The organism is Peptacetobacter hiranonis (assembly GCF_008151785.1).
GTDB classification, from domain to species: domain Bacteria; phylum Bacillota; class Clostridia; order Peptostreptococcales; family Peptostreptococcaceae; genus Peptacetobacter; species Peptacetobacter hiranonis.
Genome location: NZ_CP036523.1, coordinates 365,775 through 389,795 on the forward strand (window position 1 = coordinate 365,775; position 24,021 = coordinate 389,795).

Consider the following 24,021-nt stretch of genomic DNA (forward strand, 5'->3'; position numbering starts at 1 on the left):
ATCTAGATAGATTCGCTATTTTTTTATTTTTAAAAACGTTGAAAACAAGGCATTTTGATGAGGTAGTATAAAAAATAAAATAAATTTAAAAACTTTTAAGTTTGTTTAAGGTTCGCTGAATATACTATACCCATAAAATAAAAGAAAGGAGGAAAATAGATGAGTGAATATCAGCATATATTTAAAAGATATGAGATGAAATTTATCTTAAATAGAGAACAAAAGGAAAGACTAAAAAAACTGATGTTAAATTATATGGAGGAAGATTCTTATGGAAGAAGTACCATACGAAGTCTATACTTCGATACTCCAACATATAGAATTATAAGAGCATCTATTGAAAAACCAGTATACAGAGAAAAACTAAGAATAAGGAGCTACAAAAAGGTAGAACACGACGATGAAATATTTGTAGAGTTAAAGAAAAAATATAAAAAAGTTGTGTACAAAAGAAGAATAAATATGACAGAACAAGAGGCTATGAACTATATCTGTTGTAGAAACGACAAAGATATTGAAAAATCTCAGATAAAAAATGAGATAGACTACTTTTTAGACTACTACCAAGATATTAGACCATCGGCACTGATAACATATGATAGAGAAGCATTCTATGAAGTTGGAAATAGAGATTTTAGAGTAACATTTGATGAGAATATACTTTGGAGAAAGGAAGACTTATCTCTATGTAGTGAAATATACGGAGATGCACTATTAGAGGAAGGATATACATTGATGGAAGTAAAGACAATTGGAGGAATTCCAGTTTGGATGACAGACTTTCTAACAGAAGAAAAAATATACAAGGCTACTTTTTCAAAATACGGATTTGCATATAGAAGAATATTTGGAGAAAAGAAGGCAGCCTAAAAATTGGGATTATGTAACTAAAAAATGACTATAAAAACTAGGGATATAAAGATTGTAAAATAAATTTGAACGATAAAAAACTAAAAAAAGGAAATAAAAAGGGGAAGATATATGAACGCATTATTTATAGGGATATTTAGCAGTGGGGTAACGGAAACTCTAGCTGTATCAAAATTTTTAATTTGCATAGGTGCATCGATAGTAATAGGGATTATACTAACTTTGGCTTATATGTACAAAACAAAATATACTAAAAGCTTTGCAGCCACATTAGCAATACTACCAACAGTGGTATGTGTGATAATTATGATGGTAAACGGAAATGTAGGAGCAGGGGTAGCAGTAGCAGGGGCGTTTAGTTTGGTAAGATTTAGATCAGTTCCTGGAACAGCAAAGGAAATTGGTGCTATATTTATCGCAATGGGTGCTGGTCTAATAACAGGAATGGGATATATTGGTTTTGCCTTCCTATTTGCGATAATAATAGGAGCAGTGGAAATGATATACTCATCTATTAACTTTGGAAACACAAAAAACGAAAAGTACAAGACTATTACAATAACAATACCAGAGGATTTAGACTACCCAGGAGTTTTTGGTGGGATATTTAAAGAATATACAGATGAATATGAATTGGTACGGGTAAAGACAACTAACATGGGAAGCTTGTTTAGATTGACATACGATATAAGCATGAAAAAGGGGATGTCTGAAAAAGAATTAATAGATAAATTAAGATGCAGAAATGGTAATTTAGAAATATGTATGTCAAAACAGGTGACTACAATAGGGGAACTGTAGGCATATTAAAGGGGGGATGACTATGAATAAGAAACTAATGTCGCTATTAACAGCAGTTGCGATAGTAGTTTCTCTTTCTGGATGCACTAATAGCGCAGAAGATTCTGAAGAGAAAACAAAAACAGCAGTAGCAACTGCAAGTGAAATAAATGTATCTGAGATGTTTACCGACAGCGATAAAGAAGTAGGATACGACGAAGAAAATTCGTCAAAAATAGAATTAAACAAAACTACGGCAACTTTTGACTCAGATGATGTTTCAATAGATGGGACAACAGTTACGATAAAAAATGAAGGAACGTATATTGTAAGTGGAGATTTAGAAAATGGAAAAATAATAGTTGATTCAGAAAAAACAGATAAACTACAGATAGTATTAAATGGAGCAAATATATCTTGTAAAGGTTCAGCTCCTATATATGTAAAACAGGCGGATAAAGTATTTCTAACATTGGCTAATGAAACTACAAATACACTTACATCTACAGGGGAATATGAAACTAGTGAAGATAATGTTGATGCAGCAATATTTTCAAAGGACGATTTAACACTTAATGGAACAGGAATATTAACTGTAAAAAGTGAATCAGGTCATGGAATAGTATCAAAGGATGATTTAGTGGTAACTAGTGGAACATACAACATAAATGCAGCATCACATGGACTATCAGCTAACGATAGTATAAGAATTGCAGATGGAAAATTTAGTATAACATCTGGAAAAGACGGACTTCACTCAGAAAATACAGATGATACAAAACTGGGATATATATATGTAGCAGATGGAGAATTTAATATAACTGCTGGATACGATGCACTAGATGCAAGTAGTGCAATACAGTCAGATGGAGGAACATTTGATGTAACAACAGGCGGAGGAAGTGCAAAAGCAGCATCAAAACGTGGAGGTGCTCCTGAAGGAGAAAAACCATCTGGAGAACGTCCTAAAATGCCAAGTAGAGATGGGGAAAAACCAATAGGCAATCCTCCATCAGGCAATGAAAATGGAGAACCACCAACTAAACCAGAAGGAGAATCTTCTCAGCAGAATAGCACAAGTGAAAGTGGAAATACTTCAAACGAAAATACTAGCAACAAAAGTGAGAATACTAACACAACGGAAAACTCAAGTACTGAAGAAAGTACAAACAGCATGAAGGGATTAAAAGCAGAAACAAATCTTGTTTTAAACGGAGGTACATACAATATAGATTCTTGTGATGATTCAATTCACTCAAATAAGGATGTCACAATAACTAATGGAGCATATAGTATAAAATCAGGAGATGATGCTGTTCATGCAGAGGAAACAACAAAAATAACTAACGGAAATATAAATATAACGAAGAGTTATGAAGGGATAGAAGGTTTAGATATAGAGTTAAAAGGCGGAAAAATAACTGTTGTAGCTGACGATGATGGTATTAATGCAGCTGGTGGAAATGACGACAGTGGAACAGTAGAGCCTTTTGAAAATAAAGGTGGAATGAATGAAGCAACTAATGGAAGTATAACTATCTCTAGTGGAAATATAGATATAAATGCTGCTGGAGATGGGATAGATGCCAATGGGGATTTAACTGTGACAGGTGGTACAACTTATGTTTCAGGATCTGAAAATGGCGGAAATTCAGCCCTAGATTATTCTGGAGATGCAAAGATAACAGGTGGTACATTTGTAGCTGTTGGAATGTCAGAGATGAGTCAGAACTTTGGTGACGATTCTACACAGGGTGCGATTATGATAAATAAAGATGATACTCAGGAAAAAGGTACGAAGATTAGCTTGAAAGATAGTAGTGGTGAGGAGCTAGTTTCGTATACTTCTAAGAAGTCTTTCAATTCTGTGCTTGTTAGTTGCAAGGGAATTGAAAAGGATGGTAGTTATACTATGAGTATTGGAGATGAAGACAGTGCAGTTCAGATGAGTTCTCTTGTGTATTCTGAGGGAACAAAGTCTAGAACGATGAAATAAATCCTCAATCAAACATACTAAACTGGGAAAACAGAGTCTAGAGATAGGCTCTGTTTTCTTTTTTTGTGTGGAGGTTATTAATAATAAAAAAACTGTCAAAAATATTAAATAGAAGGAAGGAGGAGAACTATGATAAATTGGGAACCAAGTAATTTTAAACTTGAAACAGGAACTGTATGGATATTTCCTGAAAGAGGTAGTTGGGCTACACATACTCCAAAATATAGGGGAAACTTTTCACCCTATGTTCCAAGAAATTTAATTTTAAGATATTCAAAAAAAGGAGATATGATATTAGACCAATTTGCTGGTGGAGGAACAACTCTTATAGAAGCAAAATTGTTAGGTAGAAATATTATAGGTGTAGATGTAAATATTCAAGCATTAGCTCTATGTAGGTCTAGTACAAATTTTGAATACAAGAATTCAAGCAAAGTATATTTGAGAAGAGGGGATGCTAGAAATTTAAATTTTATACCAGATGAAAAAATTGATTTTATTTGTACACATCCACCTTACGCAGATGCAATAAAATACAGTAAAGATATTGTTGAAGATATTTCTTTATTAGATTATAAAAGTTTTTTAAAAGAGATGGAGAAAGTAGCAAAAGAGAGTTATAGAGTTTTAAAAAAGGGAAAATATTGTGCAATTCTTATGGGTGATATCAGAAAAAATGGTAATGTTATACCATTAGGATTTGAAGTTATGAATATTTTCAAAAATGTAGGATTTATTAATAAGGAAATAATCATAAAGGAGCAGTATAATTGTAAAAGTACAGATTATTGGATTAAGAAAAGTTTTGAAAGAAATTTCTTATTGCTAGAGCATGAATATTTATTTGTATTTAGAAAATGATAATAAACATGAATAATATGTCAAAAGTTGTGTTAACTTGTTTTTTTCTTTTTTTCAATCTATAATTGTTCTATAGATTGAGAATAAAGAAAGGATAAAGTATGAGCAATAATGTGAAAGTAGCTCCATTTTTAAAATGGGCAGGAGGAAAAAGACAATTATTAAATCAGATAAAAGAGAGAATGCCTAAAGAATATAATGATTATTACGAGCCATTTATAGGTGGAGGTGCTGTTTTATTTGAGTTACAACCAGAAAAAGCTACAATAAACGATATAAATACATCACTGATTAATGTATATAGACAAGTTAAAGATAATACTGAAGAATTTATAGAATTAGTAAATAAACTAGATTCAGAAATGTGGGAAGATGGTAAGGAATACTATCTAGATATCAGAGAAAAATACAATGATAAATTACTAAAAAATGAATACGATTTAGAACTTGCTGCATTATTTACTTTTATGAATAAACATTGTTTCAATGGTTTATATAGAGTAAATAAAAAAGGTCTTTTTAATGTACCTTACAATAAAAGTAGAAGAACTTCTATAGAGGAAGAAGCTGTTAGAGAAACTGCAAAATTTTTAAAAACAGTAAATATATTAGAAGGTGATTTTGAAGAAGCTTGTAAGGATGCTAAAAAAGGAGATTTTATATTCTTTGATAGTCCTTATGCTCCATTAAATCCAACTTCATTTGAAGCATACACAAAAGAAGGGTTTGATGTAGAAAGTCATAAGAGATTAGCGCAATTATATGATGAATTAACAGAAAGAGGATGTTATTGTATGTTGACTAATCACAATACGGAATTTATAAATGAGTTGTATTCAAATAAAGGATATAGAATAGATGTTGTTAGTGTAAAAAGAATGATAAATTCTGATGCATCAAATCGAAAAGGGGAGGAAGTAATTATTTGTAATTACTAGAAAAATGGAAGAAAAAATAATATCTAAATCAGTTGAAATATATTATGAGGATGAAAAAAGTAAACTTATACTAGGGGATACTTTTTCAATACTTTCTAAAATAAAAAAAGAAAGTATTGATATGATATTTGCAGATCCGCCATATTTTTTAAGTAATAATGGGATTACTTGTAGTGGTGGAAAAATGGTATCTGTAAATAAAGGAAGTTGGGATACTTTAAATCTTGGAAATAGTGTTTCTGAGAAGCATAAATTTAATAGAAAATGGATAAAAATGTGTAAAAGAGTTTTAAAACCAAATGGAACAATATGGATTTCAGGAACAATGCATAATATATATTCAATAGGAATGGCTTTAGAACAAGAAGGATTTAAAATAATAAATAATATAACATGGCAAAAGACTAATCCACCACCAAATCTAGCATGTAGATGCTTTACTCATTCTACAGAAACTGTTTTATGGGCAAAGAAGAATGATAAAAAAAGTAAGCATTTATTTAATTATAATGATATGAAAGAAATGAATGGTGGGAAACAAATGAAGGATGTTTGGACTGGTAGCTTAACTAAAAAAAGCGAAAAGTCAGAAGGAAAGCATCCAACACAAAAGCCAGAATATTTATTAGAGAGAATAGTAATTTCTTCTACTGAAGAAAATCAGATAATACTAGATCCTTTTTGTGGCTCTGGAACAACAGGAGTTATAGCAAAAAGATATGGAAGAAAATTTATCGGTATAGATAATGAAATAGAATATCTAAATATAACTAAAAAAAGATTGGAGAAAGAGGATTATGAAGGGTAGAGATTTTGATTTATGGAGAAGTAAGTTTAGAAAAAGCATATCAAGTTATGATTATTATGTAGATTTTGAGAAAGTTAAAAAAAATATTGGTGATATAAAAATAGAGCTTAATATACTTAATTCCTTAGTAGGTTCTAAAAATATAGAAAGTGATTTTGAAAAAATTGTAAGTAAGTATCCAGAAACATTGAAATGTATCCCAATATTATTAGCTGTTAGAGCTGATGAACTATATGCTCAAGATGAAGATGGAGCATTTGATTACAATTTTAAAAATATAAATCAGAGTGTAGAACAGTACAAGATATTTATGAAAAAAACTGGTTTATTTGATATGCTTCAAAATCACATAGTTAATAACTTAGTGGATTATGTATATGGTGTAGAAACAGGTCTAGATTCTAATGGTAGAAAAAATAGAGGCGGACACCAGATGGAAGATCTTGTTGAAAGATATATAAAAAAAGCTGGGTTTATAAAAGATGTAAACTACTTTAAAGAGTTAAAAACAACTGAAATGGAAAAAATGTGGAATCTAGATTTATCAGTATTATCTAATAAAGGCAAGGTTGTAAAAAGATTCGATTTTGTGATAAAGACAGAGAGTACAATTTATGCAATAGAAACTAATTTCTATGCAAGTCAGGGATCGAAGTTAAATGAAACAGCAAGAAGTTATAAGATGATAGCTCAGGAAGCAGAAGAAATAGAAGGATTTAAATTTGTTTGGTTTACAGATGGTTTAGGCTGGCAATCAGCGAGAGAAAATCTTAGAGAAACATTTGATATTATGGAACATATTTATAATATTGATGATTTAGAAAATAATATAATATTAAAAGAAATTAAATCTTAGAAAGGTAATAGTTATTCATGATTAACAATAAGTGTAAGGTATTTACACCAAAAGATATCGCAGAAAATATGTTAGATGAAGCAGGGTATATAAAAAATTTATATGGTAAAACATTTTTAGAAAATTCATGTGGTCAAGGAAATATTCTATGTTTAGCGGTATACAGATATATTTTAGATTGTAAAAAAAATAATGTAAGTTTAGATAAAATTAAAATGGGCTTAGAAAATGATTTTATAGGTGTAGAGATTGACGAGTTAAATTATAAAAAATGTATAGAAAACTTGGAAAGTTTAGCTCAATCATTTGAAATATACAATGTAAAATGGAATATAATAAAAGGGAATTTTTTAGATTTAAAGATAAATAAAAAATTTGATTATATTGTTGGAAATCCACCATACATATCTTATGCAGATATAAGTAAAGAAAATAGAATATTTATTAGAGAAAATTTTAATTCGTGCAAAAAAGGAAAATTCGATTATTGTTATCCATTTATAGAATTAAGTTTAGAATATTTAAATAAAAAAGGAAAATTGGTATATCTAATTCCAACAAATATATTTAAAAATGTATTTGCAAATGATTTGAGAAGTATGATTAAATCTAAAATAATAAAAATAATTGACTATACAACTAAAAAAATTTTTAAAAATGTACTTACATCGTCTGCAATAGTTGTTTGCGAAAATAAAGAAAATATATGTCAAAAAATAGAGTATTACGATATTAAAAAAAATAGAAAATTATTAATAAGCAAAAGTTCTCTTGGAGATAAATGGATATTTGAAAAAAATAATAGTAAAAAATTGAATAAAGTTTTGTTTTCAGATTATTTTTTAGCGTCAGCAAGTGTAGCAACTTTATTGAATGAAGCATTTGTTATTAAGAAATATGATGAAGATGATAAATTTATTTTAGTAGATAACAATAAATTAGAAAAAAAATTAATAAAAAAAGCTGCTAGCCCAAGAACGTTAAGTAAAAATAATAAAGAATTAATAATATTTCCTTATGAATATACGGTCAATGGTCTGAAAAGATTTGATAAGAAATCATTCGAAAAATTATACCCTGGCATTGCAAATTATCTATATGAATATAAAAATAAATTAGAAAAAAGAAATTCAGATAAATCAAGTGAATGGTTTGAATATGGAAGAACACAGGCATTAGAAAATTTAAATCAAAAGAAATTACTATTGTCATTTATTGTTACAAATAAAGTTAAAGTTTATGAACTTGATGAAAATACTATTCCATATTCTGGTATTTATATTATTCCTAAATCGGATATGACACTAAAACAAGCTAAAGAAATTTTAGAAAGCGAAAGTTTTTTTGAGTATGTAAAAAAAATAGGTATAAGTATAAGTGGTACATCATTAAGAATAACTGCTAATGATATAAAAAATTTTGATATAAGTGAATGGAGGATGGAGAAAAATGGGATTACAAGAGGAAATTGTAGAACGTTCTAGCAAAATATTTAGGGATGCATATCAAATGTCTATTGGAGAACTAATAAATTTATATAAAGATGAAGAAATGGATATACACCCAGAATTTCAGAGAGTATTTAGATGGAGTGAAACGCAGAAGACAAAATTAATTGAATCTATAATGTTAAATATACCTATACCATCTATTTTTGTAAGTCAAAATGATGATGGTGTATGGGATATTATTGATGGAGTACAGAGATTATCTACTATTTTTCAGTTTGTAGGAGTTTTTAAAAATGAAGAAGGGAAGTTAGTTGAACCTTTAGTTTTGAAAAAAACTGATTATTTACCATCATTTGAAGGGATGAAATGGGAAAATGAAAATATAGAAAAATCATTTACAAAAGAACAAAAACTAGCTTTTAAAAGAGCAAGAATTGATATTATTATAGTAAAAAAAGAAAGTGATCCAAATACAAAGTATGAACTATTCCAGAGACTAAATACAGGAGGTTCAAAACTATCCGATCAGGAAGTAAGGAACTGTTTGATGATTATGACAAATAAAAGTTTTTATGAATTTGTAAATAAACTAGTTAAAAATAAAGATTTTAATGATTGTGTTGTTATAAGTGATAGAAAAGAAGATGAACAATTTAAATTAGAATTATTATTAAGATTGTTAATCGCTGATAGTATGGAATTAGAAAAAGCATCTGAATATGGAGATTTAAAAGAATTATTAGATAAAGAAACTTTAAATCTCATGGATAAAATTAGTAGAGAAGAATATGATAGAATAGAAGAAAGGTTTAATAATACTTTTGAATTATTAAATAGAATACTAGGAGAAGATGCATTTAAAAAGTATTCAGATGGAAAATATAAAGGACCATTTTTAGTATCGGCTTTTCAAGGTATAGCTACAGGAATATTTAGGAATATAGATGTAATTTATAGGGAAATTTCTGATAAAGAAGTAGAAGAAAAAATAAAGGAATTTTATAGTACAGATGTGTATAAAAATAATACAATAAGAGGCTCTAGATCAGTTCCAAGATTTAAAGAATTAACAAAATTAGGGGAAGAATTTTTTAATTATGAAAATTAAAAATTTAGAAGACTTACAAGATAAAATAGATAAAGATTTAGCTTGGAGAAAAAAAGAATTAACATCAATAAAATCAGATGTACAAATGTCTAACACAAAAGAGCGTAGTGAACAAAGTAGAGCTATAAGAGCAGGAATTACATTATTATATGCACATTGGGAAGGCGCAATAAAAAATATATCAGAGTATTACCTTATCTATGTATCTAGTTTAAAGCTTAAATATAGTGAATTAAAAAATAATTTTTTAGCAATTACAATGAAAACCTCTTTGGATAAATTTGAAGAGACAAATAAAGCTACAATTCATAATAAATTGATTGAAGATATTTACTCTAAAAAAGATGAAAAATCTAATATCCCATGTAACAACGTTATAAATACTAAGAGTAATTTAAACTCAAAAATATTAGATGAAATTATGGCTTTAATAGGTGTAGATTCTTCAAAATATAGGTTAAAAAATGCTATAATAGATCAAAGGCTTTTAGGAAATAGAAATAAAATTGCACATGGAGAAAGAATAGAACAACTAGAAGGAATTTCTAATATAAATGAGTATATAGAGCTTCATGATATTATAACTAATCTTATTAATGATTTTGGAGAAGACATAAAAAACTATGCTATAAATGAAAAATATAAATCAAAGTAAAGAATATTAAGTATTATATAACTTAGGTAAACTTATATTAGTAAACTCTATAATTTATATAAGTTATAGAGTTTATTATATATTTAGATATATAATGAGTATACATTTTGTTAACTTATTAATACATATAATAGATTTATTTATAAGATTTTGTAAATTTATATCAAAATACTTTGGAAAGATAATTATTACTATTATTAAATAGTAAAACTATACATTAAAGAGGATAAAGTTAAAAAACTGCATATAATGCATGGAAGTAAGTAATTATTGCAAATATATTTATAATTTTAGTATAGTAGTAAATTCTTATTAATAGGTAAAATAACAAACAAGAAAAAAGCTACGAGTAGTATAGAAAACTCGTAGCTTTTTTCCTTTTTTTAGTTTATATATAAGGATTTTAATATGGTAAACTTTTTTAGTTTTCTGACCTCTAGGTAAGAAGCTTTTACCTAGAGGTCATATATATTTTAGAGTGTATTGCTATCTATTTTAAGAAACCTTTTTTAGTAAGGGCAAGTATTACCTGATCTCTACCTTCAGAAGTACCTTCTATTATTCTTCTAGCACGCATACTATCCCCAATGTTTATTATTTCAACACCTTCTTTATCAAAAGCTTCATGAAGTCCTGCTAATACTGGAGTCTGAGCTTTCATTCCTAAGCAGATAAATCCGTAGTCAAAGTATAAATCTTTAGGACCTTCTTTTGTTTCAACGTGGAAGTGATCTGCAAATACTTCTTTAAGTGCTGTGTTAGGCATCTGGTTTACACCGTATTTATTCATTAATGTGTTTATATCAACTTTTGTTATTGGGTCTATTCCTGCACCGATTGATGGCATCATTTCTATTATGCTAACTTCTGCGCCTCTTGGTGCGAAGAATTCAACAACATCAAGACCAACAGCTCCACCACCGATTACGGCAACTTTTTTGCCAGTTAAATCAGATGGATATGAGTCTATATTGTTTATCATATTTACTATTGAAGAAACTTTTCCGCCTTCTTTATCTATATTGTCGTGAAGTCCTTTTATTGGTGGAAGAAGAGGAGCTGAACCTGTAGCATTAACTATTAAATCTGGATTTAGTCCTTTTATAAATTCTGGATTTCCATTATTTGATGTAAATATGAATAAGTTATGTAATTTTTTAGCTCTATTTATTAAATATTTAGGGAAATCACCTAATCTATTTTTATCTGGTATCTGAGATATTAAAGCAGATAATCCACCTAAATGGTCATTTTTTTCTAATAAGAATGTTGTGCATCCTAATTCTGCTGCAGTACAAGCTGCTTCAAGTCCTGCTGTACCACCACCTACAACTACTACATTACAAGCTTTTTCTACTTTTTTATTCTTGTATTCTTCACCGTTTATAACTGATGGATTTATAGTACATCTTATTGGTTTATTAAGTCCTATACGATGTCCTGCACAACCTATATTACAAGATATACATTTTCTTAAGCAATCTAATTTACCAGCTTCAACCTTGTTTACCCATTCAGGATCTGCTATAAGTCCACGTCCCATACCTATTATATCTGCATCTCCATCTGCTAATATTTTTTCAGCAACTTCTGGGTTTCTTATATTACCTGTTGTAACGCAAGGTTTACCAAATTTTTCTTTAACAGCCTTAGCCATATAAGATCTCCATCCATCTTTCATGTAGTTTGCATCTATCTGATACTGAAGTGATGCATTAAGAGCAGCTGATACGTCTAATACGTCTGCTTCTTCCTGGAAATATTCAAGAAGTTCAAGAGTATCTTCTAAAGTATTTCCACCTTCAACAAAATCTTCTGCACTAAATCTTAAGAATATAGGGAAGAATGGTCCAACCTGTTTTCTAACTTCTTCTAAAACTAATTTAGCAAATCTTGCTCTGTTTTCTGGACATCCACCAAATTCATCAGTTCTTTTATTGTATACTGGTGAAAGGAACTGACATAAAAGATATGAATGTCCTGCGTGTATTTCAACTGCATCAAATCCAGCTATCTGAGCTCTTTTTGCTGCTTCTCCGTATTTTTTTACTATGTCGTATATTTCTTCAACTTCTAGTGGTCTAGGAATTTCTCCACCGTCTTTTGATGGTATGTTAGATGCTGATACTGGCTGCATTCCTGTTCTTGAAGACATTGCAGATGCTCCAGCATGATTTATCTGAATACCTATGCAAGTTCCATATTTATGTACTGTTTCTGTAAGATTGTAAAGACCTGGGATATAGCTATCGTGGTCTATTCTTAACTGAGTAGTTCCATTTGATCCTTCTGGTGATGAAACACTTGCATTTTCAACCATTATAAGACCAGTTCCACCTTTTGCTCTCTGTTCGTAGTATTTTATATGTTTTTCGTTTATTTCTCCGTTCTGTCCTGCGTAGTTTGTTCCCATTGGAGTCATCATAACTCTGTTTTTCATTGTCATTCTTCTTATAGTAAGCGGCTCAAAAATATGATTGTACATTTTTTATTCTCCTTTAATAATCTGTGTAAATTTTTAATTTATAAGTTGTTGTTAAAAAGTGTTCAAATTCTCTAGAGGTTGTTTTTGAAAAAATTTCTATTTTGAAAATTATTATAATGTCTAAAAACTAATGATTAATTCTTTATGACAATTATATAACGGGTATAATGATAAATCTAATACTAATTAAACTCAAAATTGATAGTATAAAACTATCAATGAAACGATTTTATTTTTAAAAAATTAACAGACTATATTTTGTATGTGATTAGGGGAGTAGTTTTGATAAAATTAAAAAGTTTAAATATAAATGTGCAAATAAAAAGAGCTTGATTTTATTCAAGCTCAAAAGTATTTACAAATTTTATGAAGTTTTTAAGTGATTTTGGTTGGAAACTATCTTTTTTGTATGCTAGATGTACTGTATGATATAAATTTTCTCCATTTATTCTTAATTTTTTTATATTGTAGTTTTCAAGTGAATCTATATCTGCTACGATAGCTATTCCAAAATCCTCAGCTACTAATGAAGCAATTGAGTTTTCGTCTGGACATTCATATATTATATCAGGGTGTATAGATTTGTTCTTTAAAATATATCTAGTATAATTACCAAGTGCAGATGTCTTGTCATATCCTATGAATGGATATTTTTCTATCTCTTTTAATTCTACTGTATCTTTTGTTGATAGTTCGTGATCAATAGATGTTATAAGAACCATCTCTTGTTTTATAAGAGGAGTAAATTCGATATTATCTTGATAGTCTTCAACAAAAGCACAGAATCCAGCATCGTATTTATCTTTCATTATTCCAGATAATATATCTTTAGTTAGACATTGGTGGAAACTAAAAGTAACTTCTTTATTTTCATCCTCTTCCAAGAAATTTCTAATTAGTTTAGGAATATATATATAAGAAAGAGGAGCAACATATGCGATATCTATATGACCCTTATTACCAGAAAGCCGCTTCATTTGTTTTTCTGCTAGATGAATTTCAAATAATATAGAATCTACTTTTTCTAAAAAAATCTTTCCGTATTTTGTAAGTGTGACATTTCTTCCATTTCTTTGAAATAATTTTACTCCGAGTTCATCCTCTAAAGACGCCATTGAATGACTAAGACTTGGCTGAGAAATATTTAATTCTTCAGCAGCCTTTCTAAAATGTTCTAATCTTGCTACTGTCTGAAAATATAAAAGCTGATTTAATGTCATTTTGCCCTCCTTAATAAAAAATGTATTGATAACGATTTTTTTAAAAATTGTTATTTTTAAAACTAAAAAGATTGAAAAAATACAGTACTAATCGGATTTAAGTATTTAATCATATTAATAATAATTTAATTATAACATAATTGATAGTTTAATACTATCAAAAATGGTTAAAAGATATATTGGAATTATTAATAGAGCGTATATATAATATGGGTAAAGAGGTTGTTTGATAAATATTAAATAAAGTGTCTGTGATAGAACAGACTAAAACTTAAATATACTTTATAAAATTTGGAGGAAAATAAAATGGCAGAAAGAATAACAGGATACACAGAATTAATAGGGTTAATGGCTTACCCAATAAGACATTCAAGTTCACCAGCAATGCAGAATGAAGCTTTTGCAAAATTAGGTTTAGACTATGCATACTTAGCATTTGAAGTAGATAACGATACTTTAGAAGATGCTATAACAGGTCTTAGAGCATTAAAGATGAGAGGATCAAATGTTTCAATGCCTAACAAAACTGTAGTTCATAAATATTTAGATGAATTATCACCAGCTGCAGAAATGTGTGGAGCAGTAAATACAATAGTAAACGATAACGGTAAATTAACAGGACATATAACAGATGGTATAGGATATATGCAGTCATTAAAAGATAATGATATAGATGTTATAGGTAAAAAAATGACAATAGTTGGTGCAGGTGGAGCTGCAACAGCAATAGAAATACAGGCAGCACTTGATGGTGTAGCAGAAATATCTATATTCAATAGAAAAGATGAATTTTGGTCAAATGCAGAAAAAACTGTAGAAAAAATAAACACAAAAACAAATTGTAAAGCTACATTATATGATTTAGCAGACTTAGATAAATTAAAAGAAGAAATAGAAGATAGTTATCTATTTGCAAATGCAACAGGAATGGGAATGAAACCACTTGAAGGACAGACTTATATACCAGATAAATCATTCTTTAGAAAAGATTTAATAGTTACAGATGTTGTTTATTTCCCAAGAGAAACAGAAATGTTAAGAATGGCTAAAGAAGTTGGATGCAAAACAATGAATGGTTTAGGAATGATGTTATTCCAGGGATCAGCAGCATTTGAATTATGGACTGGACAGCCAATGCCAATAGAATATATGAAAGAAACTTTAGGTATAAAATACGAATAAAAAATAGAAATAAATATAAAAACTAGGAATAGATATAAAACTAAAAAAGGGTAGATTCAAAAAATATTAGGAAATGGACGGATTTAAATATGGAAAATACTCAGACACAGGAAAAGAAATTATACTCAAGTGTATTTATACTGTATCTTAACTACTTTATACATGGTATAGGTTGTAGTATATTAGGACAGCAGGTTATAAAAGAATCATTAGCTATGCAGTGGAATTCATCAGTAGATTCAGTTACTATGATAGCTGCAGCATTAGGCCTTGGAAGACTTATAACACTTCCATTCTCAGGACCGATATCAGATAAATTAGGAAGAAGAATATGTTCTCTTATAGGTGTAGCATCTTATGCAATATTCTTTATAGGATTAGCATTTTCACCAAATGTTCAGGTTGCTTATATAGTAGCTATATTAGGTGGGGTAGCAAACTCATTCCTTGATACAGGGGTAATACCAGCATGTGTTGAAATACTTGCTCCAAAATCAGGACTTGCTACAATGCTTACAAAATTATTCATATCAGCAGCTCAGTTATTATTACCAATAACTCTTGGATTATTTGCAACAAACAATATATCTTACTCAACATTTATGATAGGTTGTGCAGTTGCTTTAGTAGTGATAGGTTTATTAGTTACTAGAATAAAGCTTCCAGAAACTAAGGTTGAAAAAGGGGAAAAAGCTCCTGGTCTTATGGAAAATATAAAACACACTAAATTTACAAAAGAAAGTTTAGCTTTAATAGCTATAGGATTTACATGTACAGCTACATTCCAGTTATGGTTAAACTGTGCTCAGACTTTTGGGACAGAAGTGGCGGGAATGCGGGATGCTGGACAGATGCAGGTATGGTACTCAGCAGGTACAATAGTTGCGATAATACTTACTTCAATACTTGTAAACAAAATAAAAGAAGTTAGATTCTTATTCTTATACCCATTAATATCTTTAGCGATGTTAGTGGCGGTATTAATGATAAAAACTCCAGCAATATGTATGATAGGATCATTTGTTATAGGTTATTCAGCAGCAGGTGGTGTTTTACAACTTGCAACAGCTACAGTAAATGATTTATTCCCTAAAATAAAAGGAACAATAACAAGTATAATAATGATAGCTTCATCATTATCAAACTATACTATATTAACAGCTGCTGGTAAAATAGGTGCAACAAGTGGACCAGAAGCAGTTATGATGATGAACATAGTTATAACAGCTATAGGTGTTTTACTTGCACTTCTAGTAAATATGAGATTTTCTAAATTAGAAGAAGCAGCTAGAGAAAATTAGTATAATAAAGTATAAAATAGTAGAAAAGAAAACATAGACAAACATAGAAATGGTAGGATATATTTTAAATTAATATAGTTAGAGTATATCGTATAAATAAAAGGAAATAAGGTTATTAAAATAAAAATAGAGTTAGATTTATGGAGGAAAGTATGAATACTTGTAAAATAAGAAACATAGTATTAGGAGAAGGGACTCCTAAAGTATGTGTGCCGATAGTAGGAAAGACAAAAGAAGAAATAATAGATTCAGCTAAAAAAATAAATGAAGTTGGAGCAGATATAGTAGAGTTCAGGGTTGACTGGTTTGATGATATATTTGACTTTGGAAAAACAGAAGAAGTTTTAAAAGAACTTAGAGAAACTTTAGGAGAAACTCCAATATTATTCACTTTCAGAACTTCAAAAGAAGGTGGAGAAAAGGCAATAGAAGCAGATAAATATGTTGAATTAAATATAAATGCTGCAAAAACTGGATTAGTAGATGCAGTTGATGTTGAAGCATTTACAGGAGATGAATATGTTAAAGCTGTTGTAGAAGCAGCTCATGAAAATGGAGTAAAAGTAGTTGGATCAAACCACGATTTCGACAAAACTCCAGAAAAAGACGATATAGTAGGTAGATTAAGAAAAATGCAGGAATTAGGAGTAGATGTGCCTAAGATAGCGGTTATGCCTCAGAATAAAAAAGATGTGATAACTCTTCTTGCAGCAACTGAAGAAATGTACACTAACTACGCTGATAGACCTATAATAACAATGTCAATGGCAGGAACAGGAGCTATAAGTAGATTAAGTGGAGAGGCATTTGGATCAGCACTTACTTTCGGAGCTGTAGGTAAAGTATCTGCTCCAGGACAGATAAATGTTGAAGATTTAAAAACTGTTTTAAATATAGTACACGCTAGTTTATAATACTTAAAAATATATAATTGTAGTGAATACGCCCTTTTCAAGTGCTATTGATTTATTGAATTAAATTGAAGGATATAAATTAATACATTTGAAAGGGCGTAATTAATAAAAATTTTTGAATGGGATTATAATGTTTTAAAAAGTCATTTATTTAACAATTTAAAATGCGAAAATAAATGAAAATTGTAGTTTGTTTAAGTTTGAAAGGAGATATGGCGGTGAAAAAGATAATACCGGATAGATTTGAAGAGGTTTTGCTGGTTTTACTTTTAATAAGTATGACCTTAGTGTTGGGGGTTCAAATTATAGCTAGATATGTATTCCAAAATTCACTAACATGGTCTGAGGAGTTAGTCAGATATTTATTTATATGGTCAGCTTTTTTAGGCGTACCTTATTGTATAAATAAAGGAACATCATTAAAAGTTGTACAGTTCATAGATTATTTACCAGCAAAATTTAAAAATATCGTATTAATGATAGATAGAGTCTTAATGGTTTTATTTTTTGCTTTGGTGTTTATTTTTGGATTTTTAGTTGTTAAAAACTCATTTTTAAGTGGGCAGAGAAGTCCAGCTTTAGGATTACCGATGTATATAGTCTATTTATCTGTAGTTGTAGGTTCTGGCTTAGCTATAGTTAGGGTAATTGAAAAAATTGTATTATGTTTAAAGAATAAAGATGAAAGAATAAAGTCGGATTTTTAGGAGGTTATTATGGCAGTAGGAGTTTTAATGTTTTTATTTGTACTTTTGCTAATTGCTGGGCTACCGGTTGGTGCAGTACTTGGTTCAATTAGTATATTGCCTAATTTAGCGAATCCTTGGTTTCCGGCAGATGCACAGTATATTATAAGATCTATGATAAATGGAGTTAATAGTTTACCTATTTTAGCGGTACCGATGTTTATATTGTCGGGAAATATTATGGCTAGAGGAAAGATTTCTGAGAAATTGTTTGATTTCTTTGCATATTTTGTATCAGATAAGACAGCAGGATTACCTATAGCAGTTATTTGTACTTGTTTGTTTTATGGAGCTATTTCAGGCTCTGGCCCTGCAACTACTGCAGCAGTAGGAGCTATGACAATTCCAATATTGGCAAGAGCGGGTTATAAGAAGGAATTCAGCACAGCGCTTGTTGCAGTTGCTGGAGGGATAGGTGTTATAATTCCACCCTCTATTCCGTTTATTTTCTATGGGCAGGCATCAGGTTCATCTGTGTCTGATTTGTTTAAGGCAGGTATAATTCCGGGGCTACTTATAGGATTTGCACTTATGGTTTATTCTTGGATGTACTGTAAGAAATATGGTGAAGATAAGGAAAAATTAAACGAGTATAGAGATAGTCTTAAAGCTATGGGATTTTTAAATTTAGTTAAGGATAGTTTTCTAGCTTTAGTATGTCCTATAATTGTTCTTGGTTCTATATATAGTGGGATAGCTTCTCCAACAGAGGCGGCAGTTATATCTGTGTTTTATGCACTTATACTTTCTGTTTGTGTGTATAAAACGCTTAAAATTAAAGATGTTTGGGATGTTTTAGTGGAGTCAGTGAAAACTTATTCTACTATATTATTTATAATAGCAGCTGCGACTGCTTTTTCTAGGGTATTGATTTTCTTAAAGGTACCTGAAATGATGACAGATATGATTACAGGTTCTGTGTCTAGTAAGTTTGTTCTTTTAATTTTGATAAATTTACTTTTATTATTTGTAGGTATGATTATGGATACTACACCTGCGATTTTAATTTTGACACCGATACTTTTACCAATAGTACAGAGCTACGGAATGGATCCAATTCACTTTGGTATTATGATGGTTGTCAACTTGGCGATAGGATTTGTAACTCCTCCACTTGGTGTAAATTTATTTGTTGCGAGTACAATAACAAATATAAAGATGGAAGAGATTATAAAGAGTGCAATTCCATTTATAATTGCATTCTTGGTGGTGCTAGTATTGATAACATTCATACCTCAGCTGAGTTTGGCTCTGCTATAGGTTTCTAGGAGGTGAAATTTTTGAACAGAAAGACGAATTTATTTGCTAAAAAGTTTAAAAAGTTAATATCTTTGGGAGTTTTATCTGTTTTAGCCTTTTCTATGGTAGGGTGTTCTTCGTTGGATACTGCAGAGAGAAGGGAAAAATCTGCTAGAACTGGAGAGAATATTACTCTTTATGCAGCTTGTGATTCTGGTGCAGATACTGTTACAGCAAAGTTTATGAGAGATTTTGCAAAGAGAGTAGAGGAGAAATCTGGTGGAAAGATAAAGGTAGAGACATATAGCGATTCACAGGTCGGAGGAGATAGTGAAATTTTTGAGGCTTGCCAAGGAGGAAATATAAGTTTTGTTTTTCAGGCAACTTCACCACAGGTTTCTTTTATTCCCGAAGCAGCTGTGTTAGATGCTCCTATGGCATTTGATAATATTGAGATTGCTAGAAAGGTTCTTGATGGAGAGCTTTTTGAAAAGTTGAAGAAGTATTATAGTGAGAAGGGGGTCGAGCTTCTTGGGATTGCAGATCAAGGATTTAGGGAGACTACTTCTAATAAGAGAATAGAGAAGTTGAGTGATTTTAAGGGATTAAAGATAAGAACTATGGAAAATCCATATCATATAAAATTTTGGAAAGCTTTGGGTGCAAATCCTACACCGATGTCTTATTCTGAGGTGTATATAGGACTTCAGCAAGGAACTATAGATGCTCAGGAAAATCCCCTTGAGGCTATAATTGTTCCAAGATTTTATGAGCAACAGGATTATCTTGTAAATACTAATCATTTTATACATCCTGTTACTTGTATTGCTTCGTCTAAGGTTATGGATTCTCTTACTGAAGAGGAGAAAAAAATTGTTTATGAGGCGGCTGAGGAGTCTAAGATATGGGCGAGAAATACTACAGATAATCAGCTTGATGATAGGCTTGAGGTTATAAAAGAAAGTGGTACCGAGATTATAAATCTTGATAAGAAAACAGTTGATGATATGAAAAAGGCAAGTGAGTTTGTTTGGACTGATATTGAAAATAATCTTGGAAGTGATTTGATAGATACACTTAGAGCAGAAATTGAAAAGTATAACTAGATTACGTTTAATAGGTTTTATTTTAAAATTAGACAAAGTAGTTTAGTTGATATATAATAAGTTGATATAGGGGAGAGGGCTAATTAATTATGCCCTCTTTTTTTGCTAGTGGGGACTAGCTTTTGAAAGGGATGAATAGATAATGAAGTATAAGGATAGAAATTTGGTTTTAAATTTTAGTAATACGTATTCTAAAAAGGTTGCTAATTGTTTAGAAGATACGGATTGGATAGATTGTTCTGATATATCTGGAACAAATATGTATTGTACAGATGATGCAGCTGATGAAATAAAAAGAAGATTAGAAGAATACAGTCCAAAAGGAGTACATTTTATTGATTCTGGGAATTATCATTATATGACAGAGTTTTTTGTAGAAAAGTTGGATTGTAAGTTTTCTCTTGTTCTTTTTGATTATCATAATGATATGCAGGTTCCGATGCTCCATAGTTTTACGAGTTGTGGGGATTGGGCGAGAGAAGTATTAGAGAAAAATGATAATTTAGAGCAGTTGATTTTGATAGGTCCAAGCCAAAAGAATATAGATGAAATAGAAGGATTGGCAAAGGATAAATTTGAAAAGCTAGTGTGTATAAGTCTTAGGGATTTAGAAAGGCATAAGGCGGAGGAAAAATTAGAGTGCGTAAAAGATGATGTTCCACTTTATGTTTCTATAGATAAGGATGTTTTGAGCAACTATTATGCTAGGACTAATTGGAATCAGGGAAAGATGTCTATAGATTTGTTAGAGAGAATATTAAAGAGATTTTTGATAGATAATGATATTATAGGAGCAGATGTTTGTGGTGAACGGAATCCATATGAGCCAATACCGGAGTTTATAGAAGATAGGGCAATTAATAAAAAAACTAATAAGTTGCTTTATGATATTTTGACTAAAGTTATTGGCTAGATGAGGTTTTGATTGTATAATTTTAGGGGAAATTTTGAAAAGAGGTGAATGTATTGTTTTATCCAGTAAATTTAAATTTAGATAATATGGAAATAATAATAGTTGGTGGCGGAAATGTAGCTTTAAGAAAGTGTATGAATTTTTTAGACTTTGGAAAAAGTGTTACTGTTTTAGCACCAGAATTTGATAGTAGATTTTTGGAACTTGGAAATAAGGTTGATTTGATAAATGATATTTTTAAAGAGGAATATATAGATAAGTTTGATATTGTTGTTGCAGCTACAGATGATAAAGAGGTTAATGAGGAGATTGCTTGTATATGTAGAAAAAAGTCTAAATTGATAAATGTAGTAGATAGCAGAGATTTATCTGATTTTACTGTTTCTTCTTATGTGAAAAGAGGAGATTTATTGATAGGAATATCTACTGGAGGAAAAATTCCAGCTTTATCTGCAAAAATTAGAAGAGATTTAGAAGAAATTTATGATGAGTCTTTTGCTGAGTATGTAGATTTATTGGGGGAACTGAGAGAAAAAATTATAAAAAAATATGAAGATAAAACAGAAAGAAAAGAAGTGCTAAAAGCGTTGGTAAAACTAGATATAGAAGAATTAAAAGAAATCGAAAAAAATATATAAATTACTTGTTGATGAAAAAATTAAAAAAAGTTTTTAAAAAAGTGTTGACGTAAAGTGTGAAAGCTGATATTATAATACTTGTCCTTGAGAGAGGGCAAGAAAATAAAAAATAAAACGAAAGTTTTAAATGAACTTTGAAAACTGAACAGCAGATATATTTAGTTCGAACAAATAGTTCGAACGCCATACAAACCATGCCAGATATTTTGAGATAACATCTGAGCGGATATAACAAACTGATTTTATTTTGAGCAACGGAATTTTGAGTATTAGCGAAAGATTCGTTGGCGATATAAAATTCGGAGAATTTTATTTTGAGAGTTTGATCCTGGCTCAGGATGAACGCTGGCGGCGTGCCTAACACATGCAAGTCGAGCGATTCTCTTCGGAGAAGAGCGGCGGACGGGTGAGTAACGCGTGGGTAACCTGCCCTGTACACACGGATAACATACCGAAAGGTATGCTAATACGGGATAATATATAAGAGTCGCATGACTTTTATATCAAAGATTTTTCGGTACAGGATGGACCCGCGTCTGATTAGCTTGTTGGCGGGGTAACGGCCCACCAAGGCGACGATCAGTAGCCGACCTGAGAGGGTGATCGGCCACATTGGAACTGAGACACGGTCCAAACTCCTACGGGAGGCAGCAGTGGGGAATATTGCACAATGGGCGCAAGCCTGATGCAGCAACGCCGCGTGAGCGATGAAGGCCTTCGGGTCGTAAAGCTCTGTCCTCAAGGAAGATAATGACGGTACTTGAGGAGGAAGCCCCGGCTAACTACGTGCCAGCAGCCGCGGTAATACGTAGGGGGCTAGCGTTATCCGGATTTACTGGGCGTAAAGGGTGCGTAGGCGGTCTTTCAAGTCAGGAGTTAAAGGCTACGGCTCAACCGTAGTAAGCTCCTGATACTGTCTGACTTGAGTGCAGGAGAGGAAAGCGGAATTCCCAGTGTAGCGGTGAAATGCGTAGATATTGGGAGGAACACCAGTAGCGAAGGCGGCTTTCTGGACTGTAACTGACGCTGAGGCACGAAAGCGTGGGGAGCAAACAGGATTAGATACCCTGGTAGTCCACGCTGTAAACGATGAGTACTAGGTGTCGGAGGTTACCCCCTTCGGTGCCGCAGCTAACGCATTAAGTACTCCGCCTGGGGAGTACGCACGCAAGTGTGAAACTCAAAGGAATTGACGGGGACCCGCACAAGTAGCGGAGCATGTGGTTTAATTCGAAGCAACGCGAAGAACCTTACCTAGGCTTGACATCCTTCTGACCGAGGACTAATCTCCTCTTTCCCTCCGGGGACAGAAGTGACAGGTGGTGCATGGTTGTCGTCAGCTCGTGTCGTGAGATGTTGGGTTAAGTCCCGCAACGAGCGCAACCCTTGTCTTTAGTTGCCATCATTAAGTTGGGCACTCTAGAGAGACTGCCAGGGATAACCTGGAGGAAGGTGGGGATGACGTCAAATCATCATGCCCCTTATGCCTAGGGCTACACACGTGCTACAATGGGTGGTACAGAGGGCAGCCAAGCCGTGAGGTGGAGCAAATCCCTTAAAGCCATTCTCAGTTCGGATTGTAGGCTGAAACTCGCCTACATGAAGCTGGAGTTACTAGTAATCGCAGATCAGAATGCTGCGGTGAATGCGTTCCCGGGTCTTGTACACACCGCCCGTCACACCATGGGAGTTGGAGACACCCGAAGCCGACTATCTAACCTTTTGGGAGAAGTCGTCGAAGGTGGAATCAATAACTGGGGTGAAGTCGTAACAAGGTAGCCGTATCGGAAGGTGCGGCTGGATCACCTCCTTTCTAGGGAGAATTATCTGCTGTTTAGTTTTGAAAGCTTATACAAACTTAATATGGGGGTGTAGCTCAGTTGGGAGAGCACTTGCCTTGCAAGCAAGGGGTCAGGAGTTCGAATCTCCTCATCTCCACCATTTGTACTTTGAA

Annotated in this window: 20 protein-coding genes, 1 tRNA gene and 1 rRNA gene; 20 read left to right on the forward strand and 2 right to left on the reverse strand. The window is 31.4% G+C overall.

Annotated features, from left to right (window positions below; all coding sequences use genetic code 11):
* Positions 1-159 precede the first annotated feature (159 nt).
* The 10 genes from KGNDJEFE_RS02070 (at position 160) to KGNDJEFE_RS02115 (ending at position 10,323) form a co-directional block, all read left to right on the forward strand.
* Positions 160-870: a polyphosphate polymerase domain-containing protein gene (locus KGNDJEFE_RS02070; protein WP_006439010.1), complete on the forward strand. Its 711-nt coding sequence runs from the start codon at positions 160-162 to the stop codon at positions 868-870.
* Positions 871-981: 111 nt separating this feature from the next.
* Positions 982-1,671, forward strand: a complete 690-nt coding sequence (locus tag KGNDJEFE_RS02075) for a DUF4956 domain-containing protein (RefSeq protein WP_006439011.1) — start codon at positions 982-984, stop codon at positions 1,669-1,671.
* Between the two features lie 22 nt (positions 1,672-1,693).
* A complete protein-coding gene (locus KGNDJEFE_RS02080; RefSeq protein ID WP_006439012.1) occupies positions 1,694-3,646 on the forward strand; it encodes a carbohydrate-binding domain-containing protein in 1,953 nt (650 codons plus the stop codon).
* Between the two features lie 129 nt (positions 3,647-3,775).
* Positions 3,776-4,507, forward strand: coding sequence for a TRM11 family SAM-dependent methyltransferase (locus KGNDJEFE_RS02085; RefSeq protein WP_006439013.1), 732 nt, complete (start codon positions 3,776-3,778; stop codon positions 4,505-4,507).
* Between the two features lie 101 nt (positions 4,508-4,608).
* Positions 4,609-5,445, forward strand: a complete 837-nt coding sequence (locus KGNDJEFE_RS02090; protein WP_006439014.1) for a DNA adenine methylase — start codon at positions 4,609-4,611, stop codon at positions 5,443-5,445.
* Positions 5,446-5,449: 4 nt separating this feature from the next.
* Complete coding sequence (locus tag KGNDJEFE_RS02095) at positions 5,450-6,253, forward strand: DNA-methyltransferase (RefSeq protein ID WP_006439015.1); 804 nt, start codon at positions 5,450-5,452, stop codon at positions 6,251-6,253.
* A complete protein-coding gene (locus KGNDJEFE_RS02100) occupies positions 6,243-7,109 on the forward strand; it encodes a type II restriction endonuclease (RefSeq protein ID WP_006439016.1) in 867 nt (288 codons plus the stop codon). Before KGNDJEFE_RS02095 ends, KGNDJEFE_RS02100 begins: the two co-directional genes overlap by 11 nt.
* 17 nt (positions 7,110-7,126) lie before the next feature.
* The gene (locus KGNDJEFE_RS02105) at positions 7,127-8,593 is read left to right on the forward strand and encodes an Eco57I restriction-modification methylase domain-containing protein (RefSeq protein ID WP_006439017.1); all 1,467 of its coding nucleotides are present in this window, start codon (positions 7,127-7,129) and stop codon (positions 8,591-8,593) included.
* Positions 8,559-9,668: a DUF262 domain-containing protein gene (locus tag KGNDJEFE_RS02110; RefSeq protein WP_040410180.1), complete on the forward strand. Its 1,110-nt coding sequence runs from the start codon at positions 8,559-8,561 to the stop codon at positions 9,666-9,668. The genes KGNDJEFE_RS02105 and KGNDJEFE_RS02110 overlap by 35 nt, the downstream gene beginning before the upstream one ends.
* Positions 9,658-10,323, forward strand: coding sequence for an MAE_28990/MAE_18760 family HEPN-like nuclease (locus KGNDJEFE_RS02115; RefSeq protein WP_006439019.1), 666 nt, complete (start codon positions 9,658-9,660; stop codon positions 10,321-10,323). The genes KGNDJEFE_RS02110 and KGNDJEFE_RS02115 overlap by 11 nt, the downstream gene beginning before the upstream one ends.
* A gap of 490 nt (positions 10,324-10,813) precedes the next feature.
* Here the strand turns inward: KGNDJEFE_RS02115 and KGNDJEFE_RS02120 are convergent, their stop codons facing one another.
* Complete coding sequence (locus KGNDJEFE_RS02120) at positions 10,814-12,808, reverse strand: oxidoreductase (RefSeq protein ID WP_006439020.1); 1,995 nt, start codon at positions 12,806-12,808, stop codon at positions 10,814-10,816.
* A 335-nt stretch (positions 12,809-13,143) separates the two neighbouring features.
* A complete protein-coding gene (locus tag KGNDJEFE_RS02125; protein WP_006439021.1) occupies positions 13,144-14,028 on the reverse strand; it encodes a LysR family transcriptional regulator in 885 nt (294 codons plus the stop codon).
* Positions 14,029-14,334: 306 nt separating this feature from the next.
* Between KGNDJEFE_RS02125 and KGNDJEFE_RS02130 the strand changes: the two genes are divergently transcribed.
* From KGNDJEFE_RS02130 to KGNDJEFE_RS02175, 10 genes are all read left to right on the forward strand, one after another.
* Positions 14,335-15,210, forward strand: a complete 876-nt coding sequence (locus KGNDJEFE_RS02130; protein WP_006439022.1) for a shikimate dehydrogenase — start codon at positions 14,335-14,337, stop codon at positions 15,208-15,210.
* 89 nt (positions 15,211-15,299) lie between these two features.
* Entirely contained in the window at positions 15,300-16,511 is a 1,212-nt protein-coding gene (locus KGNDJEFE_RS02135) for an MFS transporter (protein WP_006439023.1), read from the forward strand.
* A gap of 152 nt (positions 16,512-16,663) precedes the next feature.
* The gene (gene aroD / locus KGNDJEFE_RS02140) at positions 16,664-17,425 is read left to right on the forward strand and encodes a type I 3-dehydroquinate dehydratase (protein ID WP_040410181.1); all 762 of its coding nucleotides are present in this window, start codon (positions 16,664-16,666) and stop codon (positions 17,423-17,425) included.
* A 212-nt stretch (positions 17,426-17,637) separates the two neighbouring features.
* A complete protein-coding gene (locus KGNDJEFE_RS02145; RefSeq protein ID WP_040410182.1) occupies positions 17,638-18,132 on the forward strand; it encodes a TRAP transporter small permease in 495 nt (164 codons plus the stop codon).
* A 9-nt stretch (positions 18,133-18,141) separates the two neighbouring features.
* Positions 18,142-19,431 (forward strand): TRAP transporter large permease, encoded by a 1,290-nt coding sequence (locus KGNDJEFE_RS02150; RefSeq protein WP_006439026.1) that lies wholly within the window; start codon positions 18,142-18,144, stop codon positions 19,429-19,431.
* Between the two features lie 11 nt (positions 19,432-19,442).
* Complete coding sequence (locus KGNDJEFE_RS02155) at positions 19,443-20,516, forward strand: TRAP transporter substrate-binding protein (RefSeq protein WP_006439027.1); 1,074 nt, start codon at positions 19,443-19,445, stop codon at positions 20,514-20,516.
* Positions 20,517-20,658: 142 nt separating this feature from the next.
* Positions 20,659-21,429: an arginase family protein gene (locus tag KGNDJEFE_RS02160; RefSeq protein WP_006439028.1), complete on the forward strand. Its 771-nt coding sequence runs from the start codon at positions 20,659-20,661 to the stop codon at positions 21,427-21,429.
* A gap of 53 nt (positions 21,430-21,482) precedes the next feature.
* Complete coding sequence (locus tag KGNDJEFE_RS02165; protein WP_040410183.1) at positions 21,483-22,067, forward strand: precorrin-2 dehydrogenase/sirohydrochlorin ferrochelatase family protein; 585 nt, start codon at positions 21,483-21,485, stop codon at positions 22,065-22,067.
* Between the two features lie 310 nt (positions 22,068-22,377).
* A 16S ribosomal RNA gene (locus tag KGNDJEFE_RS02170) occupies positions 22,378-23,880 on the forward strand.
* A gap of 52 nt (positions 23,881-23,932) precedes the next feature.
* Positions 23,933-24,008, forward strand: a tRNA-Ala gene (locus tag KGNDJEFE_RS02175).
* Positions 24,009-24,021: the final 13 nt, after the last annotated feature.

Bases quoted from the DNA above. Each gene is read 5' to 3' on its own strand.
- KGNDJEFE_RS02100 (WP_006439016.1), top strand. From the start codon at position 6,243: ATGAAGGGTAGAGATTTTGATTTATGGAGAAGTAAGTTTAGAAAAAGC.
- KGNDJEFE_RS02145 (WP_040410182.1), top strand. From the start codon at position 17,638: ATGGCGGTGAAAAAGATAATACCGGATAGATTTGAAGAGGTTTTGCTG.
- KGNDJEFE_RS02075 (WP_006439011.1), top strand. From the start codon at position 982: ATGAACGCATTATTTATAGGGATATTTAGCAGTGGGGTAACGGAAACT.
- KGNDJEFE_RS02095 (WP_006439015.1), top strand. From the start codon at position 5,450: ATGGAAGAAAAAATAATATCTAAATCAGTTGAAATATATTATGAGGAT.
- KGNDJEFE_RS02160 (WP_006439028.1), top strand. From the start codon at position 20,659: ATGAAGTATAAGGATAGAAATTTGGTTTTAAATTTTAGTAATACGTAT.
- KGNDJEFE_RS02135 (WP_006439023.1), top strand. From the start codon at position 15,300: ATGGAAAATACTCAGACACAGGAAAAGAAATTATACTCAAGTGTATTT.
- KGNDJEFE_RS02110 (WP_040410180.1), top strand. From the start codon at position 8,559: ATGGGATTACAAGAGGAAATTGTAGAACGTTCTAGCAAAATATTTAGG.
- KGNDJEFE_RS02120 (WP_006439020.1), bottom strand. From the start codon at position 12,808: ATGTACAATCATATTTTTGAGCCGCTTACTATAAGAAGAATGACAATG.
- KGNDJEFE_RS02105 (WP_006439017.1), top strand. From the start codon at position 7,127: ATGATTAACAATAAGTGTAAGGTATTTACACCAAAAGATATCGCAGAA.
- KGNDJEFE_RS02090 (WP_006439014.1), top strand. From the start codon at position 4,609: ATGAGCAATAATGTGAAAGTAGCTCCATTTTTAAAATGGGCAGGAGGA.
- KGNDJEFE_RS02150 (WP_006439026.1), top strand. From the start codon at position 18,142: ATGGCAGTAGGAGTTTTAATGTTTTTATTTGTACTTTTGCTAATTGCT.
- KGNDJEFE_RS02130 (WP_006439022.1), top strand. From the start codon at position 14,335: ATGGCAGAAAGAATAACAGGATACACAGAATTAATAGGGTTAATGGCT.
- KGNDJEFE_RS02085 (WP_006439013.1), top strand. From the start codon at position 3,776: ATGATAAATTGGGAACCAAGTAATTTTAAACTTGAAACAGGAACTGTA.
- KGNDJEFE_RS02125 (WP_006439021.1), bottom strand. From the start codon at position 14,028: ATGACATTAAATCAGCTTTTATATTTTCAGACAGTAGCAAGATTAGAA.
- aroD (WP_040410181.1), top strand. From the start codon at position 16,664: ATGAATACTTGTAAAATAAGAAACATAGTATTAGGAGAAGGGACTCCT.
- KGNDJEFE_RS02080 (WP_006439012.1), top strand. From the start codon at position 1,694: ATGAATAAGAAACTAATGTCGCTATTAACAGCAGTTGCGATAGTAGTT.
- KGNDJEFE_RS02070 (WP_006439010.1), top strand. From the start codon at position 160: ATGAGTGAATATCAGCATATATTTAAAAGATATGAGATGAAATTTATC.
- KGNDJEFE_RS02115 (WP_006439019.1), top strand. From the start codon at position 9,658: ATGAAAATTAAAAATTTAGAAGACTTACAAGATAAAATAGATAAAGAT.